General features: G+C 60.9%; 18 protein-coding genes and 1 pseudogene. 14 read left to right on the forward strand and 5 right to left on the reverse strand.

Annotation, left to right across the window (positions count from 1 at the left end; translation table 11 throughout):
* Positions 1-76 precede the first annotated feature (76 nt).
* Positions 77-265, reverse strand: coding sequence for a hypothetical protein (locus tag ACIQAL_RS26940; RefSeq protein ID WP_401150747.1), 189 nt, complete (start codon positions 263-265; stop codon positions 77-79).
* Between the two features lie 36 nt (positions 266-301).
* Entirely contained in the window at positions 302-811 is a 510-nt protein-coding gene (locus tag ACIQAL_RS26945) for a hypothetical protein (RefSeq protein WP_401150749.1), read from the reverse strand.
* A 529-nt stretch (positions 812-1,340) separates the two neighbouring features.
* Between ACIQAL_RS26945 and ACIQAL_RS26950 the strand changes: the two genes are divergently transcribed.
* Positions 1,341-2,267, forward strand: coding sequence for a chemotaxis protein CheV (locus tag ACIQAL_RS26950; protein WP_401150751.1), 927 nt, complete (start codon positions 1,341-1,343; stop codon positions 2,265-2,267).
* Positions 2,268-2,390: 123 nt separating this feature from the next.
* Positions 2,391-3,200: an MOSC domain-containing protein gene (locus ACIQAL_RS26955; protein WP_401150754.1), complete on the forward strand. Its 810-nt coding sequence runs from the start codon at positions 2,391-2,393 to the stop codon at positions 3,198-3,200.
* Positions 3,201-3,326: 126 nt separating this feature from the next.
* On the opposite strand, the gene ACIQAL_RS26960 is transcribed toward ACIQAL_RS26955, so the two are convergent.
* A complete protein-coding gene (locus ACIQAL_RS26960; RefSeq protein WP_166598242.1) occupies positions 3,327-3,644 on the reverse strand; it encodes a YqjD family protein in 318 nt (105 codons plus the stop codon).
* A 192-nt stretch (positions 3,645-3,836) separates the two neighbouring features.
* On the opposite strand from ACIQAL_RS26960, the gene ACIQAL_RS26965 reads away from it, so the two are divergent.
* From ACIQAL_RS26965 to ACIQAL_RS27020, 12 genes and pseudogenes are all read left to right on the forward strand, one after another.
* Positions 3,837-4,094, forward strand: coding sequence for a hypothetical protein (locus tag ACIQAL_RS26965; RefSeq protein ID WP_341958718.1), 258 nt, complete (start codon positions 3,837-3,839; stop codon positions 4,092-4,094).
* 138 nt (positions 4,095-4,232) lie between these two features.
* Positions 4,233-5,534, forward strand: coding sequence for an aspartate aminotransferase family protein (locus ACIQAL_RS26970; RefSeq protein WP_401150757.1), 1,302 nt, complete (start codon positions 4,233-4,235; stop codon positions 5,532-5,534).
* Between the two features lie 253 nt (positions 5,535-5,787).
* On the forward strand, positions 5,788-6,483 hold the full coding sequence (locus tag ACIQAL_RS26975) for an HAD family hydrolase (protein WP_401150760.1): 696 nt from the start codon (positions 5,788-5,790) through the stop codon (positions 6,481-6,483).
* Positions 6,484-7,043: 560 nt separating this feature from the next.
* Positions 7,044-7,457: a thioesterase family protein gene (locus ACIQAL_RS26980; RefSeq protein ID WP_401150763.1), complete on the forward strand. Its 414-nt coding sequence runs from the start codon at positions 7,044-7,046 to the stop codon at positions 7,455-7,457.
* Between the two features lie 14 nt (positions 7,458-7,471).
* Positions 7,472-8,788 (forward strand): phenylacetate--CoA ligase family protein, encoded by a 1,317-nt coding sequence (locus tag ACIQAL_RS26985; RefSeq protein ID WP_401150766.1) that lies wholly within the window; start codon positions 7,472-7,474, stop codon positions 8,786-8,788.
* Positions 8,785-9,546, forward strand: a complete 762-nt coding sequence (locus ACIQAL_RS26990) for an enoyl-CoA hydratase/isomerase family protein (RefSeq protein ID WP_401150769.1) — start codon at positions 8,785-8,787, stop codon at positions 9,544-9,546. Before ACIQAL_RS26985 ends, ACIQAL_RS26990 begins: the two co-directional genes overlap by 4 nt.
* A 53-nt stretch (positions 9,547-9,599) precedes the next feature.
* On the forward strand, positions 9,600-10,706 hold the full coding sequence (locus ACIQAL_RS26995) for a branched-chain amino acid ABC transporter substrate-binding protein (protein WP_401150772.1): 1,107 nt from the start codon (positions 9,600-9,602) through the stop codon (positions 10,704-10,706).
* Between the two features lie 72 nt (positions 10,707-10,778).
* Positions 10,779-11,693: a branched-chain amino acid ABC transporter permease LivH gene (locus ACIQAL_RS27000; RefSeq protein ID WP_401150775.1), complete on the forward strand. Its 915-nt coding sequence runs from the start codon at positions 10,779-10,781 to the stop codon at positions 11,691-11,693.
* 20 nt (positions 11,694-11,713) lie between these two features.
* Positions 11,714-12,994, forward strand: a complete 1,281-nt coding sequence (gene livM, locus ACIQAL_RS27005; RefSeq protein WP_401151033.1) for a high-affinity branched-chain amino acid ABC transporter permease LivM — start codon at positions 11,714-11,716, stop codon at positions 12,992-12,994.
* Between the two features lie 44 nt (positions 12,995-13,038).
* Positions 13,039-13,782, forward strand: a pseudogene (locus ACIQAL_RS27010) (ABC transporter ATP-binding protein); the annotation flags it as partial.
* Between the two features lie 75 nt (positions 13,783-13,857).
* Positions 13,858-14,574, forward strand: a complete 717-nt coding sequence (locus tag ACIQAL_RS27015; RefSeq protein ID WP_401151035.1) for an ABC transporter ATP-binding protein — start codon at positions 13,858-13,860, stop codon at positions 14,572-14,574.
* Between the two features lie 81 nt (positions 14,575-14,655).
* Positions 14,656-16,362, forward strand: a complete 1,707-nt coding sequence (locus tag ACIQAL_RS27020; RefSeq protein WP_401150778.1) for a sigma-54 interaction domain-containing protein — start codon at positions 14,656-14,658, stop codon at positions 16,360-16,362.
* Between the two features lie 193 nt (positions 16,363-16,555).
* Here the strand turns inward: ACIQAL_RS27020 and ACIQAL_RS27025 are convergent, their stop codons facing one another.
* Positions 16,556-17,707 (reverse strand): acyl-CoA dehydrogenase family protein, encoded by a 1,152-nt coding sequence (locus ACIQAL_RS27025; protein WP_401150781.1) that lies wholly within the window; start codon positions 17,705-17,707, stop codon positions 16,556-16,558.
* 29 nt (positions 17,708-17,736) lie between these two features.
* The gene (locus tag ACIQAL_RS27030) at positions 17,737-18,843 is read right to left on the reverse strand and encodes an enoyl-CoA hydratase/isomerase family protein (protein ID WP_401150784.1); all 1,107 of its coding nucleotides are present in this window, start codon (positions 18,841-18,843) and stop codon (positions 17,737-17,739) included.
* Between the last annotated feature and the right edge of the window lie 287 nt (positions 18,844-19,130).

Consider the following 19,130-nt stretch of genomic DNA (forward strand, 5'->3'; position numbering starts at 1 on the left):
CGGGCGACGATCTTACCTTAATCGCCGGTTTTATTAAGCGTTAACTGTAAATAACGTGCCGCCGACAACTGTCTGATTAGTCAGGATTTAGTTCTGGAACGATGGTGCTAGCCAGCGCTGTATCGTCTATCGGCAGAACGCCCATTTCGTCGCGATAACTTTCAGCCTGCCCATCGACAAGTTGCGATGCAACAGGAAACGCGCATGCCTGTCGCGTTTGGCGAGTATCGGCGCATTCGGGCGTGGATCCGTCGTTTTCAGGCATGTTGCCGCCGCCGCGCAGACAGCCGGACGGACGCGGTCAGAGTGTGCCTGGGCGATCAGCGCGGTCGACGCCGGCGACGTCCGGGGGATTGAGGGGTAACGGGGCAGGCCACTCCAGGGACTCGGCAGGGCTGCCTTCGGGCTGTTCAATGCCGCAGCAGCAGCCGAATTGTTCCAGCAACGCCTGTTGCTCGTCCTCATCGAGCAACAGGACGCCGGTGAAAGGGTCGACCAGCTCAACCTGCCAGGACAACAGCGCCAGGCATTGGCGCAAGGACGCCAGCGCCTTGGGCAGTAAACGTCCCGACGCCGCAGCGAAATACAGCAGATAGCGAAGTTGGCGGGCGAAGCAGCCGACGCCGCACACGCCTGCCTTATCGGCTTTGCCGGCGACCTGTCGGAGGGTGACAAGCATGCATTCAATGGCATCCCTGTCGTCGCTGATCAGCTCCAGATGACTGAGACATTCGTCTGCGCGGCTCAGAAGCTGCGGGGTATCACTGAGGAAATCACTGTGCAGTTGCTGCCATTCATTGCCATTCAGCATGTGAAGTCTCCACTTTTCATGGATAGCGATCCAGGGTCGCGCAGGGCGAGTGGCGCAAAGTTAATGTTGAAGGCAATGAGAAGTCTGTAGGGCGTTTCTGAATGTTCTGATTTTTTTGTCGCCGATGAGACCGCGTCGCGCGCACGGGCCGATTCGACGCTCAGGACAGTCACGTCCACAAGCGCCGGATTGACAGGGGGATCGAGAGATTCCACAAGCGCAACCACGTAACCGACTCCATTCAATGAGAATGGCGTCACAATAATGGCAATTAGATACCGCGAATATCAGGTTTGCCCTGACGTCGGTTAGGGAATACCCCTAGAGGGTGGGCGAGGCGCTAACTTGGTTGGCAGCATAAAGCCACTATTTGTCAGTATTTGAACGCACTGGATACCCGAGAGTAAAACATGATGTTAATGTGATATCAACGAAGTCGGCAGGCATTTATATGAAGATTAAGGTCTGCTTCAGTGCTGCCGATAAAAGGTAGGCGGACTTATTTGAACCCTGCTCCAGGAGCAATTGAATGGCTGGCATTCTCGACACGGTAGACCAACGTACACAGCTGGTGGGTGAGAACCGCCTGGAAATTCTCATGTTCCGCCTTGCCGGTCGGCAACTGTTCGCGATCAACGTGTTCAAGGTGCAGGAAGTGCTGCAACTGCCCAAGCTGACCCTGATGCCGCAGCGCCATCCTTTCGTCTGCGGCGTGGTCAACCTGCGTGGGCAGACGCTGCCCGTGATCGACCTGTCCCAGGCCATCGGCATGCGTCCGCTGGTGCCGGGGCCATCGAGCACCATCATCGTCACCGAATACAACCGCTCCGTTCAGGCCTTTCTGGTGGGCGGCGTGGATCGCATCGTCAACATGAACTGGGAAGCTATCCTGCCTCCCCCGAGCAGCGCCGGTCGACAGCACTACCTGACCGCCATCAGCAAGGTCGACGACCAGTTGGTCGAAATCATCGACGTCGAGAAAGTGCTCGCGGAGATCGTGCCGTACAACGCCAAGGTCTCCCGCGACAAGCTCGAAGACCCGGTGCTTGCCCGGGCACGCGGTCGTGAAGTCTTGCTGGTGGACGACTCCAACGTCGCGCTCTCCCAGTTGCGCGACACCCTCGGCCAGCTCGGTGTGAAAATGCACGTCGCCAGCGACGGTCTCAAGGCCCTGAACCTGCTCAAAGGCTGGGCGGACACCGGCGAGGTCATGACCGACAAATTGCTGATGGTGTTCACCGACGCCGAAATGCCGGAAATGGACGGCTACCGGCTGACCACCGAAATCCGCAACGACCCGCGCCTGCGCGGTCTGTATGTCGTGTTGCACACGTCGCTGTCGGGCAGTTTCAACGAGTCGATGGTCAAGAAGGTCGGCTGCGACAACTTCCTCTCCAAATTCCAGCCGGACAAGCTGGTGGACGTCGTGCGCGAGCGGCTGATGCTCGACAACTGACGGCGTCTCGACCTTTTTCCAGCCCCTTGCTGTATGGAGGGGCTTTTTTGCATCTGTAGGGTTCGCGCAGGCGATGGCTCGTATAAAGTGAGGCCTTTCCCGCCCAGTCATAAGGACGCGTTTATGCTGCACCTCAGCGCGCTGTACCGTTACCCCCTCAAATCCTGCAAGGCCGAGCCGTTGCAGCAGGCCGGTTTCGACGAATTGGGGCTGACGGGGGACCGACGCTGGATGCTGGTGGACGAAGCCAGTGGGCGATTCTTCACTCAACGTGCGCTGCCCCACATGTCGCAGCTTTCGGTGCTGTGGAACGAGGCGGGCGGAGTGACCCTGTCGGCGCCGGGTGTCCAGGCGCTGGACGTCGCCTTGCCAGACAACGCCGAGGACAGCTTGCGCGGCGTCACGGTCTGGCGCGACACCTTGCGCGTGCCCGATGCGGGGGACGAAGCGGCGCGGTGGGTCAGCGACTTCATCGGCAAGCCGACACGCATGGTGCACATTCCCAAGGAGCGCGCCCGCTGGCTGCCGTCCGGCTATGGCACGGTCGATGACAAGGTCGGGTTCGCCGACGGTTTCCCGCTGCTGCTGATCGGTCAGGCGTCCCTGGATGACCTGTCGAGCAAGATCGGTCGTCCGCAGGAAATGCTGCGTTTTCGTCCCAATCTTGTCGTGGAAGGCGCTGAGGCTTTTGCTGAAGACGGCTGGAAGCGCATTCGCATCGGCGACATGGAATTCCGTCTGCTTAAAGGCTGCTCGCGTTGCATCCTGACCACCATCGATCCTGCCACCGGTGAGCGCCGCGACGACCGCGAACCGCTGAGCACGCTCAAGACTTATCGCGAGAAAGAAGGTGAGGTGTGGTTCGGGCAGAACATGGTCAACGACGGCCCGGGTGTTGTTGAGGTGGGCATGGAAGTCGAAGTGTTGGAGTGAGGGCTGCAACATGCGCCCGTGAATCCCACGGGGTGAGCTGACCGCAGACGCCAGCCATCTGGCGCCTGCGAAGAGGGCGAATGTCTACGCCCTCCCGATTTACGTCCTACGAAACTGCGCAGCGGCTTAGCGACGACCGAGCAGCAGGCCGACCACCAGGCCGAAACCGGCAGACACGGCAACGGTCTGCCATGGGTGGCCACCGATATAGGTCTCGGTCGCTTGCACGGCAGGCTTGGTCTTGTCACGAACGCTGCCGAGGGAATCCACGGCCTGTTTGAGTTTCAGGCTCAGTTGAGCGCGTACGGTTTCTGCCTCTTCGCCGACCAGCGACGCGCTGTCCTTGAGCAGTTTGTCGGACTCTTCAATAAGGGCCGCCAATTCGCTGAATGCTTGATCCTGGATCTGTTCGGCGGCGTTTTGGGCAGCAGTTTTACGAGCCATGGCAAATTTCCTTTCAGTTGATGATGGCAGTGAGCAATGGAGTCGCGAGGGTCCGGAAAAGTTGCAGCGTATTTCCGGCGCGGCGCAAAAAGTGCGACGAATGTGATCGGGCATCGGCCGTGGCGGGTGTAAGATGCTGACGCTTTTTGAGCCAATGTCCGGCTCCCGTTTTTGAACACAGAGGTAACCGTCATGAGTTTCAACCTGGCCAACAAGACCCTTGCCGAACGCGCTGAAATCGAGGACGAAAAATCCCGTCTTTTCGACTTGTGGCAGAGCAATCTGGGCAAAGCCAAAGGCGAAGCCGCCCGGTTGATGGGTGAGCGTGCCAAACGCAAGGGCAAGTGGTCGGAGTGGGTGCGTTCCGAACTCGACGCCATGTCACCTCCCGAGTACGCCAACATGGTGCGCGCCGAAGTCAATCGACTGGTCGCCGCTGCACGGGCCTGATGCCCATCTACGCCTGATATAAGCGTCGCTGAAGGCTGCCATAAGCACTATTCGTTTTTATTGATGCTCCTGACTTCCTAGACTCACTCCATCGCAACGGCAGGCGCTTCGTCCTGCCGATTTCAGTGGAGAAACGGCATGTCGAAGAATCAGGAAGCGGCGTTCTGGCAAAAAGCGCAGCGGCATTTGATCCGCTACGGCGGCACATTCGAGTCGCGGATCATCGAGCGGGCGCAAGGCAGCTTCGTCTACGACGCCGACCAACAGCCGATTCTGGATTTCACATCAGGGCAGATGAGCTCGCTGCTGGGCCACGGCCATCCGGACATCTGCGACGTGGTGCAAAACCACATCCGCAACCTTGACCACCTGTTCAGCGGCATGCTGACCCGTCCGGTGGTCGATCTGGCCCACGCACTGTCCGAAACCTTGCCGCCGAGCCTGTCCCGCAGCATGTTCCTCAGCACCGGCGGCGAGGCGAACGAAGCCGCGATCAAAATGGCCAAGCTGGCCACCGGTAAATATGAAATCGTCGGTTTCGCACAATCCTGGCACGGCATGACCGGTGGCGCGGCTTCTGCGACTTACAGCGCCGGTCGCAAGGGCTACGGCCCGGCTGCCGTGGGGTCGCTGGCGATTCCGGCGCCGTACCCGTACCGACCGCGTTTCGAAAAGAATGGCGAGATCGACTGGCAAGGCGAGCTCGACTACGGCTTCGACCTGATCGACCGCCAGTCCAGCGGCAGCCTCGCCGCGTTCATCGCCGAGCCGATCCTCAGCTCTGGTGGCCTGATCGACCTGCCGCTGGGCTACCTGGCCGCGCTCAAGCGCAAGTGCGAAGAGCGCGGCATGCTGCTGATCCTCGACGAAGCACAGACCGGCGTCGGTCGGACCGGCCTCATGTACGCGTTCGAGCGCGACGGCGTGGTGCCGGACATTCTCACGCTGTCGAAAACCCTGGGGGCGGGTTTGCCGCTGTCGGCGGTCATCACCAGTCCGGCCATCGAAGACCTCTGCCATGAGCGCGGCTTCCTGTTCTACACCACCCACGTTTCCGATCCGCTCCCCGCTGCCGTGGGCCTGAAAGTACTGGAAGTGGTACAGCGTGACGGCCTGGTCGAAAGGGCGAAGGTGGCTGGCGCCTACCTGGAAAATGGCTTGCGCCAGTTACAAGAGCGTTTCGAGTGCATAGGCGATGTGCGCGGCCGGGGCCTGTTGCTCGGCATGGAAATCGTCAGCGACCGTACGAGCAAATTGCCGGCCTCCGACCTCGGCGCTGCGATCACCCGGGAATGCATGAAGCTGGGGTTGAGCATGAACATCGTGCAGCTGCCTGGCATGGGCGGGGTGTTCCGAATTGCGCCGCCCTTGACCGTGAGCGACAGCGAGATCGATCTGGGGCTGGACCTGCTCGGCAAAGCCATCGCGGCGGCGCGCTGATCCGCCGCGGGCTTGAGCATGTCGCTGTACAGAAAATGAACGTTAATAAAATTGTCACTGTAAGAAATGAATACGGTTGAGTCGGGCTTTGGGTTCAGATTTTTACGCTCCGTGGCGAGACGTCCCCGCTCGCTACGGGGCAATTGTTCGACGCTTTGGGCAATGGCACCTGTCTTGCACTCGGGACGCAACGCCTGGGGTCCGGGCGTCGATGACAAATCTGTGTTGAACACTCATAACAAGGGTCAATGACATGCGAACATTCAAGGCAATCACGTTCGACTTCTGGGGAACGCTGGTCGATGTGGACACCAGTGGCGAGGCGGGCGTGGCGGCTGTGCTTGCCCAAAGTGGCGTCACTCCTGGCATGACGGCGAAAGAGCTGTATTTCAAATGGGACGATGCAACCGTACGCCGTTATCGGTCGGGCACGTGGCGACCTTATTTCGACTTTGCACTGCTGGGGCTGCAAGACGTGTTGAAACCCTTGGGTTTCGACGCAGGGCCTGAGCGCTGGGCGGCACTCACTGAGACGTTGCTGAGCACGATGACGGGGGAGGCACGGCCACACCCTGAAGTGCCTGCGATCATTGCGGTGCTGAAAGAGAAATACCCGCTGATGCCCATCACCAATATGGACAATCGGCTGTTCGATCTGAACCCGTTTCGGTCCGAATTCGCTCAGGTCACCACGGCGGAAGAAGCCAAGGCATTCAAGCCGTCGGCGTTCATTTTCCAGCGGGCAATCGAGAAGCTCGGCGTACCGGCGGATCAGATTCTGCACGTGTCGCTGTCGCAGTTCGCCGACCTGGAAGGCGCGATGCCGATGGGAATGCAGGTGGCCTGGATCAATCGGTACGGCCATCCATTGGGTCAGTTCACGCCGAAGCCGTTGTATGAGTTTTCCGATCTGTCCGGGCTGAAAGGTGTGCTTGCGGGAGATTGGTAAGGGTTGAGGTTGCAGCCTTTGCCTCGGAGGCGTGTCTCAAAGGTCGCGTCTCGGGGCAAGGCATCTTCAGGCAGTTTTGCCTTGGCCTTCGCTTCTGCCGAAGGCAAGAAGCTGGCTTGTCTATGATCGGCCCGGTGTCCCGTCCGACCGCAGCGGCAGTAAAACATCAGAATTCTATTCACCTGACACACTTCGCGCACAGGTTCTGCCATCGCTGCGCAATGGATCGTAGGCAAGCCAACTCCTACGGCCTTCGGCCCGAATCAAAAGCGTTGATCGCGGTATAACGCTGTTCCTGCCTCTGCCGTACCCTCCTGCTGCGCTTCTGATCGACCTACCCCTCGCCATAATCAATTCGTTTACGGCAATAAAACCGCCCACTTTCTCTGTAAAAAATCCAAACACTGTCAATAAAATTAACGTTAATTATACATACAAACACTGCTGTTCTATTTTCATTCGCCTCAAAATAATCCAGCACTTTCAATCAGTTATAAGCGTAAAAACCAACTGGCATCCTCCTTGCTCTTTGTCAATGACATTACCAAGAGAGGTGAATCATGCCGATTGAAAAAGATTCGACCCACTACGTCGACACACACGTGACGTCGACCATGACCGCCCGTGCTTTCGCGACACGGCCGGGAGAGAACTATCCCGCTGTATTGAGCACTCCGTTTTTGATCAGCGAACTGGAACGCGTGGCGGCCGACATGCTGGCGCCGCTGTTAGGCGAAGGCAAAGTATCGGTGGGCGTCTCGGTCCACCTCGAACACCTGGCCCCGACTCCCATGGGCTCCAAACTTCGCTCACACGCCCGTTTCACCGGGCAGGAAGGAAAACTGTTCTGGTTCGAGGTCTGGTCCGAAGACCCTGCCGGCCCGGTCGGACGAGGCAGACACGCTCGCGCCATCGTTGATCTTTCCGCCATCGAAACACGTGCCGCTGCACGCGGCGCTTCCACGATCCAATAATAAGGATGCCTTTCATGCCTCTCGATTTACTGCACCCGGAATTTGAAACGCTGCCTGATCACGCCGTTCGCCATTTGCAAGATGGCTTGTGGGAACATCAGTGGAACTATGTGCGCAACACGTCGGCTTTTTATAAGGAAAAGTTGGGCGCGTTAGTTGATCGTACGTTCACACTCGATGACCTGGAAAGTCTGCCGTTTACTGAAAAGGAAGAAGTACGCCGCAGCCAGGAACTGAGCTATCCGTTCGGCACGTACATCGCCTGTGGCAACGATAAAGTGGTGCGCGTCCATCGCACTTCCGGCACCACCGGCAAGCCGTTGCAACTGGCCAACAGCCGACGCGACGTGGACCTGATTTCCGTCGTCGGGGGCCGTGCGCAATATTCCGCGGGCCTGCGACCTTCCGACCGCGTCGTGCACTGCCTGAATTACTGCCAGTGGACCGGTGGCGTCACCGACCACATGACCCTCGAAGAGGCGGGTGCAGCGGTGGTTCCGTTCGGCGTCGGCAACACCAAATTGCTGCTGGACACCATCAAGGACCTCGGCGTCACGGCCATCTCCTGCACGCCTTCGTACCCGGCGCTGCTGGAAAAACTCCTGCGCGCGGAAGGCAAGAACCCTCGGGACCTCAAGTTGCGGGTGGGCCTCTTCGGTGGCGAAGCGGGGCTCGACAACATCGAATTCCGTCAATCGATGGAAGACGTCTGGGGCTTCAGCGTGCGCAACGCGAATTACGGCATGTCTGAAGTACTCAGCAACTTCGCCAGCCAGTGCGATCACACCCACGACCTGCACTTCCACGGCGCCGATGCGTTGTTCATCGAGATCCTCGATGCACAGAACCGCAGCCAGCCGATTCGCGAAGGCACCACCGGCGAACTGGTCTGCACCCATCTGGCGAAAGAGTGCCAGCCGCTGATCCGCTTCAAGACCCGCGATGTGATCACTGTGACGGGCACCGGGCCCTGCGACTGCGGGCGCACCGGCTTCCGTTTCCGTGTCACGGGTCGCACCGACGACATGTTCAACGTGCGCGGCATCAACATTTTTCCGAGCGCGGTGCAGAAGGCCATTTTCAGTCGGCCCGACCTTGCGTCCGGTCAGTTCCGCATCGTGCTGGAAGGCACAGGCCCTTGGGACCGGATTCGGGTGAAGGCCGAAGCAGCAGCGGGGGTAGGCGAGGAGTCCTGGGAGTACGCCCGCAGGTCGCTTGAAGAGGCGATTCGCACCTTCGCCGGTGCGACGGCCGAAGTGACCATTTTGCCGATCGACAGCCTGCCGCGCACCGATGGCAAAACCGCCTTGATCGAGAGGAAGCCCGCATGAGTTACGCACTCTACAAGCGCCAGGGCGCCATCGGCGTCGTGACCCTGAACCGTCCCGAGCGCCTGAATGCGATCAGCGGCGAGTTGCTGTCGGCGTTCTCCGCCGCGCTGAACGCCGCCATCGGCGATGCCGAGGCCGCCGTCATTTTGCTGCACGGCGAAGGCCGTGCGTTTTGCTCCGGTGATGACCTCAAAGAGTTCGACATTCAGAGCAAGAACGACGCCTCGATCAAGGCACACATCAGCGCGATCCAGGAAATCACCCACCTGCTGATGGGCTGCGACAAACCCGTGGTCGGCGCGCTGCACGGCTATGCCGTCGGTGGCGGGTTCGAGTGGCTGTTGAACTGCGACCTCGTCGTCGCCGCCGAGAACCTGGTGGCGTTCTTTCCCGAGATGGACTGGGGCCAGTTCGTCACGGGCGGCGTGACCCATTTGTTGCCCCAGTCCATCGGCCATCAGCGGGCCATGGAGTTGTTGTTGCTGGGCGAGCGGCAATCCGCCGAGCAGTTGTTGCGCAATGGCCTGGTCAACCGGGTCGTCGCGCTGGAGGAAACGTACGACGTCGCATTCGGGCTGGCGGAGAAGATTGCGGCGAAGTCACGGTTCTCGGTTTCCCGTCTGAAAACGCTCATCAACCAAGGGTTGGGCGCTTCGTTGTGGCGGGCAGTCGAGTTGGAGCAGGAGGTCACGATCGAAGCGTTCAGTCAGCCGGGGGCGGCGGAGCGGGTGGCAGGTTTCATCACCCGGAAAAAGTGAACCCAACCTAACGATGCATAGACGGCAATCACGAATAGAAGGGGAACAGTAAGATGAAAATCCAACGAATTCTCACAGTGTCAACGGTCCTCATGGCAATGAGCACGTCCCTGGTCCAGGCCAAGGATGTCGTGCTGGGTGTCGCGGGGCCGGCCACAGGCCAATACGCATCCTTTTTCGATCAGATCACCCACGGGGCGAAATCCGCAGTAGAAGCCATCAACGCGGCGGGAGGGATAAACGGCGACAAGCTGGTGCTGGACATACAAGACGATGCCTGTGATCCGAAGCAGGCTGTGGCGGTAGCGAACAAACTGGCGGCCAAGAAAGTGGCGGGCGTGATCGGCCACTTCTGTTCGTCCTCGGCGATACCGGCGTCGGATGTGTACGCGGATTCGGGCATTCCGATGATCGCGTCGGCGGCCAGCAACCCGACCCTCACCGAACGCGGTTTGCAGAACGTATTTCGCACGGCGGGTCGGGATGACAAGTCGGCGGTGATCGCCTATCAGGCCATCCTCGCCAACAAGGATTTCAAGCGCGTCGCGATCATTCATGACAAATCCACCTACGGCCAGGGCCTGGCGGACAACGTCAAGAAAGGCCTGAATGCCGGTGGCGTGCAGGAAGTCGTGTTCGACACCTTGACCCAAGGCGAGAAAGATTTCTCGACGCTGATTTCCAAACTCAAGCAGGCGAATGTCGACCTGGTGTTCTTCGGCGGTTATTTCGCCGAGGGCGGCCTGCTCGTCAGGCAGGCCAGAGAGCAGGGCCTCAAGGCCACGTTCATGGGCGGTGACGGGATTGCCTCAACGGAATTCGCCACCATCGCCGGGCCTGCGGCCAACGGCTTTTTGATGACGTTCTACCCGGACCCACGGGATAACCCGAAAGCGGCTGGCATCGTCAAACAGTTCCGCGACGGCGGATACGAGCCCGAGGGGTACACGCTGTACACCTACGCCGCGATTCAGGCCTTTGCCGCGGCAGCGAACAACGCCAAGTCGGAAGACGGCCCGAAAGTCGCCACCGCGCTGCACAACGGCACGTTTGACACCGTGTTGGGCGATGTGAAGTTCGACAAGAAAGGCGACCCGAGCACTGAGCCGTTCATCATTTACGTCTGGGAAGACGGCAAATACAAACCCCTCAAAAAATAAGAAAACCGTGAGCACCGGTTCGTGGCCTCGCTGCCACGGGCCGATTCCGAAAACTGAATCGGGGAGTCTGTCATGGGCTATTTTCTGCAACAAACCATCAACGGCCTGACCCTGGGTGCAATCTATGGGCTGGTCGCGCTGGGCTACACGATGGTCTACGGCATCGTCGGGATGATCAACTTCGCCCACGGCGAGGTGTACATGATCGGCGCGTTCATCTCGCTGATCGCGTTCACGGTGCTGGGTCTGCTCGGCATCACGTGGGTACCGCTGGCGATTCTGCTGGTGCTGGTCATTGCCGTGGTGTTCACCGCGCTGTATGGCTGGGCTGTCGAGCGCATCGCTTATCGTCCGCTGCGTCGCTCGTTTCGCCTGGCGCCGCTGATTTCGGCGATCGGGATGTCGATCTTTCTGCAGAACTACGTGCAGATCCTTCAGGGCGCGCGCACCCGGACGCTGCCGCAACAGGTCTCCGGCGGCTTCACGCTCTGGGAAACCAACGGCTTTTCGGTGCAGGTCACCATTATTCAGATTGCCATCGTGGTCCTGACCTTCTGCCTCATGGCGCTGCTCTTTCATGCCGTCGAGCGCACGCGTTTCGGCCGCTCCCAGCGGGCGTGCGAGCAGGACATGGAGATGGCGGGGATGGCCGGGATCGACGTGGGTCGGACCATTTCGATCACCTTCATGGTGGGTGCCGCGCTGGCGGCTGCCGCCGGGCTGATGACCACGCTGTATTACGGTTCGGTGGATTTCTTCATCGGGTTTCTCGCGGGCGTCAAAGCCTTTACCGCCGCCGTGCTGGGCGGCATCGGGTCGATTCCGGGCGCCATGATCGGCGGCCTGCTTATCGGTCTGGTCGAGGCGTATTGGGGCGGCTATGTGTCCGGCGCGTACAAGGATGTCTCGGTGTTCGCCGTGCTGATTCTGGTGCTGACGGTCCGCCCAACCGGACTCTTCGGTCGTCCGCATCTCGAAAAAGTCTGAGGCTGCCCATGAAAAGAACAATCGCCCACACCCTTAAAGGCGCGCTGCTCCCCGCGCTGATAACGGCCTTGCTGGCATTGCCGCTGGCGGGCCTGCAGCTTCAGGACCTTGGCGGCAAAAACGGTCTGAACATCCGGCCCCTTTGGGTCATCGCTCCTGCGTTGATCGTGTTCATCGGTCACTGTCTGGTGCAGCTGTTGCGCGACCGAAACCCGTCTCGACCCGTTGTGCCACGTCGGCCATCACGGGCCTCGGCGTTCATTGCCGGTGTTTCGCCACGCCTGTTTCTGATGATCGGAATCGTTGCGCTGGTGTTCCCCCTGTTGCCGTTCACCAGCCGCTACGAGCTGGACCTGGCGACCACGTTCCTGATTTACGTCATGCTCGGCTGGGGCCTGAACATCGTGGTCGGCATGGCCGGTTTGCTCGACCTGGGCTACGTCGCGTTCTATGCCGCCGGGGCCTACACGTTCGGTTATCTCTCGGTGAATTTCGGGGTCAGTTTCTGGCTGGCGTTGCCGTTGTGCGGCCTGGTCTCGGCGTCGTTGGGCCTTCTGCTGGGCTTTCCGGTGCTGCGTCTGCGGGGGGATTACCTGGCGATCGTCACCCTCGGGTTCGGTGAGATCATCCGCATCTTCATCATCAACCTGACCGACATCACGGGCGGCCCCAACGGCATCGCGGGGATCTCACGTCCCAGCTTTTTCGGTCACCCCTTCGCCCCGGCGGCGCCGGACGGCACTACCACGTTCGCGGATTTCTTCCACCTGGATTTTTCTCCCGACCACCGCTTCATGTGGCTGTACTACATCATCCTCGGGCTGGCGGCGCTGACGTTGCTGTTCACCGAGCGGCTGCGCCGTCTGCCGATTGGCCGGTCGTGGGAAGCTTTGCGTGAAGACGAGACTGCCTGCCAGGCCGTGGGCATCAACCCGACGTCGGTCAAGCTGACGGCCTTCTCACTGGGCGCGATGCTTGGCGGGTTCGCCGGGTGTTTTTTCGCTGCTCGGCAAGGCTTCATCAGCCCCGAGAGTTTCACCTTCACCGAGAGCGCGATCATCCTCGCCATTGTGGTGCTGGGCGGCATGGGCAGCCAATTGGGCGTGGTCCTCGCTGCGGTGGTGCTGGTGGGCCTGCCGGAGCTGGGGCGGGAGTTCGCTGAATACCGCATGCTGCTGTTCGGCCTGGCGATGGTGTTCATCATGATCTGGCGACCCCAAGGGCTGATCGCCGGACGCAAGCCTTCCATTCTGGCGCCCGCTGAATCACCCCCTCTTCATGTTTCGGAGTCACTGCAATGAATCAGCCCACCAGTGCCAGGATGTTGTCCGTCGAAGGGCTGAGCATGCATTTCGGCGGGATCAAGGCCATTGAAAGCCTGGACTTCAAAGCGGCCAGCGGCGAGATCACGGCGGTCATCGGCCCCAACGGCGCGGGCAAGACCACGGCGTTCAACTGCGTCACCGGTTTTTACCGGCCCACTTCGGGGAAGATCACCATCGCGGGCAACGATAGCCAGATTCGCGTCGATCATTTGTCCGGCCATCAGATCGTGACGCAAGCCGGGATCGCCCGGACCTTTCAGAACATCCGCCTGTTCCGGGGCATGACCGCGTTGGAAAACCTGATGGTGGCCCAGCACAACGTGCTCAGCGGCAAGGGCCTGTTGCAGATCGCCGGGTTGTTCGGCCTGAAGGCCTATCGCGACAGGGAAGAAGCGGCCGTCGAGAAGGCCATGACCTGGCTGCGCCGCATGAACCTCGCGTCACGGGCTGACGAACTGGCGGGCAACCTGTCTTACGGCCAGCAGCGTCGTCTGGAAATCGCCCGGGCGATGTGCCTGGACCCCGGCTTCCTGTGCCTCGATGAGCCGGCGGCGGGCCTCAATCCCCGAGAGTCGGGTGAGCTGGGCGAAGACTTGCAGCGGCTCAAGACTGAAAACGGCGTCGGCGTGTTGCTGATCGAACACGACATGAGCGTGGTGATGAACGTCTCGGACCGTATCGTCGTGCTGGAATACGGCAAGAAACTGGCCGAGGGCACGCCGGACTACATCAAGGAACATCCGGGCGTGATCGCGGCCTATCTCGGGCAAAGCGACAGTTCATCCACGTTGAAGCGCTTTCCCCGTGAAGGCCGGGTGCCGACCACGTTCTCGCCGCCGGTGTTGGCGGTGGAAAACCTCCACGCCAGCTACGGCGCGGTGCAGGTGCTGCATGGCATCGACCTGGAAGTGCGGCAGGGCGAAATCGTCACGTTGCTGGGCGCGAACGGGGCGGGCAAGTCGACGTTGCTCAAGACCATTTTTGGCGCGCCCGCGGTGAAGACCGGTTCGATCGCGTTTTGCGGTAAGCCGCTGAAGGGGTTGCTGTCCCATCACGTCGCGGACCTGGGCATTGCCCACTCGCCGGAAGGGCGGCGGATCATGCCCAAAATGACGGTGTTGGAGAACCTGCAGATTGGCGCTTTCCTGAGCGATCCGAAGCATTTTCAGGACGACCTGAAGAAAGTGTTCCGGCTGTTTCCTCGGCTGGAAGAACGCAGTTGGCAGCGGGCGGGCACGATGTCCGGTGGTGAGCAGCAGATGTTGGCCATCGGGCGGGCATTGATGCAGCGACCCAAACTGCTGTTGCTGGACGAGCCGTCGCTGGGGCTGGCGCCTCTGGTGATTCGCCTGATTTTCGATGCGATCCAGAAGATCAATCAGGAAGATGGTATTACCGTGTTGCTGGTCGAGCAGAACGCAGCGATGGCGTTGTCGATTGCCGACCGGGGTTACGTGCTGCAGACGGGCAGGGTGGTGCATGCCGGTGATGCCGAGGTGTTGGCCTCGCAACCGGAGATCAGGAATGCTTATCTTGAAGGGATGACGGCACCATGATTCCATGGGGCGGGCAATGATGGCGCGGCCAATGACGGCAAGCGATCCGAACGATTTCTTGAGAGTGCGATAGCAATGGACATGGCCAAAGCAGACCCGCTGGTAGCCCACCTCAGTGAGCTGTGCGACTTGTTCGGCTCGATGTTCCCCGAGGCCATGGTCAGCGTGGCGATTTACGACGACCGCTATCGCCTCCGGAATTCTGCCGGGCTGATCACCTTTGCGCCCGCAGTGCCTGCCGCACGGCGTCCGGTGGAGGAAACGCCGGTGATCGGCGAGTGCAGCGGTCGCACACTGGCGATGGTGAAAATGCCCACTGCAACCGGGCAGGCTGCGCTGTTTTTCGCGGTGTGCTCGGCGGACCCGTTGCCTGAAGAAGTGCTGGTACGCCTGTGTCGCATGGGCTCCGGATTCGTCGCCCGCACGGTCGATTTGCTGGAGCAGGCCAGTGCATCGCAGCAGCTGTTCCGCGAGCAGAAAGCGATCATGGACAACATGTCCGACGGCCTGCTGGTGCTGGACCGTTTTGGGGTGCTGCGTTACCTCAACGCGCCGGGCGGGCGCATGCTGGGGATCGATCCGAAGAAAAGCATCGGTCACGAGCTGCGCAAGGTCATCGATTTCGAGCCCTTCATCACGCCGATTTTTGACACCAAAAAGGGTTACGTTGATCGTGAGCTGGAGATTCGTTCCAGCCGACTCAACCTGCACATTCTGGACACCGCTGTGCCGATCATTGATGAAGACGGCACGGTGGTCTCCATCGTCAACACCTTCCACGAAATCGCCCGGGCCAAGCGGCTTTCCAATCGCATGGCGGGGGATTTGGCGCGTTATCATTTCACCGACATCACGGGCCGCTCACCCAAGCTCACCGAGGCCGTGGCCATCGCCAAACGGGCAGCGAACTCCGATGCCAATGTCTTGCTGTTTGGCGAGAGTGGCACGGGCAAGGAAGTGTTCGCGCAGTCGATTCACAACGAGAGCAAGCGGGCGGGGGCGTCCTTCGTGGCCGTGAACTGCGCGGCACTGCCCCGGGACCTGATCGAAAGCGAGCTGTTCGGCTACAGCCCCGGAAGCTTCACTGGGGCGGATAAAGCCGGGCGACTGGGCCGATTCGAACTCGCGGCGGGGGGCACGATCTTCCTCGATGAAATCTCGGAAATGCCCCTCGACGTTCAGGCGAAATTGCTGCGGGTGCTGCAAGAGCGGCAAGTGACCCGGATCGGCGGCGCCACCAGCATCGCCCTCGACGTACGGGTGATTGCAGCGGCCAACCGCGACCTCACCGACATGGTCGCCAAAAAGGCGTTTCGCGATGACCTGTTCTATCGCCTCAACGTGCTGCGCATCGACCTGCCGTCCCTGCGCGAACGCGTCGACGACATCGAAATGCTGATCGACCAATGCGTGCAGCGGACCTGCACCTTGCTGCATCGCTCGCTGATCGAACTCGGTCCGGCCGTGATTCACACCCTGCGCAACTACAGCTGGCCGGGCAACGTGCGGCAACTGCAGAACGTCATCGAGCGCCTGGTCAACATGACCGATGGCGACCACGTGGCGGAGATGCCGGCGGGCTGGCTTGGCGATGAAAGCGCGGTGGTGTCCCTGACCGCCGTGCCCGACAGCGCCGCGAACGTCATCAGCCTGGCCGAAACCGAACGCCTCACCATCGTCGGCGCCCTGCGCGCGTTCGACAACAACGTCACCCGCACGGCATCCGCCCTGGGCATCACCCGACCGACGCTGTACAAGAAGTTGAAGCAATACAGGGCGGAGGTGTAGTGCCGGGCTCCCACAGGTAACGGGCACGACGCGAGATCGTGAGCGCCGGGCTCTCTCTGTAGCGGCGTCGCGATGCTGAGCACAGATCTTGGCCGTGCCCACACTTACCCTGTGGGAGCGAATTCATTCGCGAAGGGCCGGTACATCCTCCACAGCTCCATTGCCCCAACCCTGTTGGCGGCTGGCCCTGCGGTCAAAGCGTGTAGTGCTCAAGGGCATTGGCAATCACCATCCGCTGCACTTCACTCGTCCCTTCGTACAGCTGAGTGATCCTCGCATCGCGGTAGTACTTCTCCACCGGATAGTCTTCCAGGTAGCCATAGCCTCCATGAATCTGAATGGCTTTGGAGCACACGCGCTCGGCCATCTCCGACGCGAACAGCTTGGCTTGGGAGGCTTCGGTCAAACATGGCTCGCCAGCACTTCTCAACCGTGCGGCGTGCAGGATGAGCAGGCGGGCGGCGTTGAGTTGGGTGTGCATGTCGGCGAGCAGGTTGGCGATGCTTTGGTGCTGGATGATCGGCTGGCCGAACTGCACACGATCACGGGCGTAGGCGAGGGCCGCTTCGAAGGCGGCGCGGGCGATGCCCAACGACTGCGCGGCGATGCCGATGCGGCCGCCTTCGAGGTTGGAGAGGGCGATGGCCAGCCCTTTGCCCCGTGGGCCGAGCAAATTGGCTTCAGGAATCACGCAGTTGTTGAGCGTCACGGCGCAGGTGTCCGAGGCCTTGATGCCCATCTTGTGTTCACTGCGATCCACGACGAAACCGGGGTTGTCGGTGGGCACCAGAAAGGCCGACAGCCCCTTCTTGCCCAGCTCCGGATCGGTGACGGCGAACACAATCGCCAGCTGTGCACGTTTGCCGTTGCTGACGAATTGCTTCGCGCCGTTGAGCACCCACTGGCCGTCGCGCAGTTCGGCACGGGTCCGCAGGTTGTGGGCTTCGGAACCGGCTTGGGGCTCGGTCAGGCAGAAGCAGCCGATGGCCTTACCGCTGGCCAACACCGGCAACCAATGTTGTTTTTGCTCATCACTGCCGTAGCGCAAGACCGGGCCGCAACCCACGGAGTTGTGAATGCTCATCAGCGCGCCCACCGCACCATCGCCCGCCGAGATTTCCTCCACCGCGAGGGCGTAGGCGACGTAGTCGATGTACGTGCCACCCAGCTCTTCGGGGACGATCATGCCGAGCAGGCCCAACTCACCCATCTTGCGGACCAGGGCGTCATCAATCCAGCCGGCCTTTTCCCAGGCCTGTGCGTGGGGCGCGATTTCGTTGCGGGCGAACTCGCGGGCCATGTCGCGGATCATCCGCTGCTCTTCAGTCAAGTCGTGGTCGTTCATCGTGGGGCTCTCTTGTCAGGGGACGACGGTCAGACCGTGGCCAGGGTATCGAGTGTGTGCACAGGGTGGCCGTCGAAGAACGACAGCACCTGTGCGTGCGGTAATGCCTCAATGTTCGGAGGGTTCCATCGCGGGGTTTTGTCTTTGTCGATGATTAGCGCGCGCACGCCTTCCATGATGTCGCCCTTCGCGAACCACTGACGGTCCAGGTGCAGTTCCAGTGCGAAGCACTGCGCCAACGATAGGCTCCGGCCCCGGCGGATCAGCTCCAGTGTCACAGCCATGGCCAGCGGCGAGCGGCTGTCGAGTACCTTGATCGTTTCTTCGGCCCAGTCCCGATACGCCGGACGGTCTTCCCGCGACAAGGCATCGCGAATCGACGCGATGTCCGGCAGGGCGAAAACGTCATCGATCACGCGGCGCATGGCCTTGAGTTCCGCGCCAGGCAGCAGCTTGGCGGTCATGGAGGTCACCAGCATGCGCAGGGTTTCCCCCGGGTTGTTTTCCCATTGAAGCGTGTCGAGGCGCTGGTCAAATGCCTCCAGGGATTCGCGGGGCAGGCACACGTCGGCGAGCCCTGCGTAGAGCGCGTCGGCCGCTCTGGCCTGAACCCCGGTGACGCCGAGGTAAACGCCCAATTGGCCGGGCAGGCGCGACAAAAAATAACTGCCGCCCACGTCCGGAAAATAGCCGATCCCCACCTCCGGCATCGCCATTTTCGCCCTGCCCGTGATGACCCGGAACGTGGTGCCCTGCACCAACCCCATGCCGCCGCCCAACACCAGCCCGTCCATCAAGGCCACGGTGGGTTTCGGGTAAACGTGGAGGCAGTGATCGAGGGCGTATTCCTCTTCGAAGAACACGCGGTGCAGGCTGTCGCCCGCCTGGAAACTGTTGTACAGCGAGCGAATGTCACCCCCGGCGCAAAAGGCTTTTTCCCCCTCGGCGCGAAGCACGACGGCGAGCACCTCGGGGTCGTCCGCCCAAGCCTGCAGGTGTTGATGCAGGGCGCGAATCATCGGCAGGGTGAGGGCGTTCAACGTCGCGGGCTGATTGAGCGTCAGGTGACCAATCTGGTTGCGCACCTGTGCGGTAACGGGGGCCTGAGCGTCTAGGGGCAGTGTGTCGAATTCCATCAAGGCACCTCGATATGTCGGCCACACGCTCACGGGTAAGCGGGCCGTTCACGGAGAAAGAAAAGGCGGGGGATCAGACGAGGGCGCGCGTCATGAGCGTCGGTGCCCGGAGCGCTCACACCCGTGCGCATCGCTACACGAGGCAGGGTACTCGCTGACGAGGAAACCCCTGGCGAGGGCGGCAGAAGGGCAGGCGGTGAAACGCGGGTGCAAGGCTCGCATTGTTGTTGTTCTCCGTGCGTGACGCTACTGGCAGTCCCTCACCTTGTGAGCGGGGGACTGAGCGA

Origin of the sequence: Pseudomonas sp. NPDC088368 (assembly GCF_044753445.1) — a bacterium.
In the GTDB taxonomy this organism is placed as follows: Bacteria; Pseudomonadota; Gammaproteobacteria; order Pseudomonadales; family Pseudomonadaceae; genus Aquipseudomonas; species Aquipseudomonas bambusae.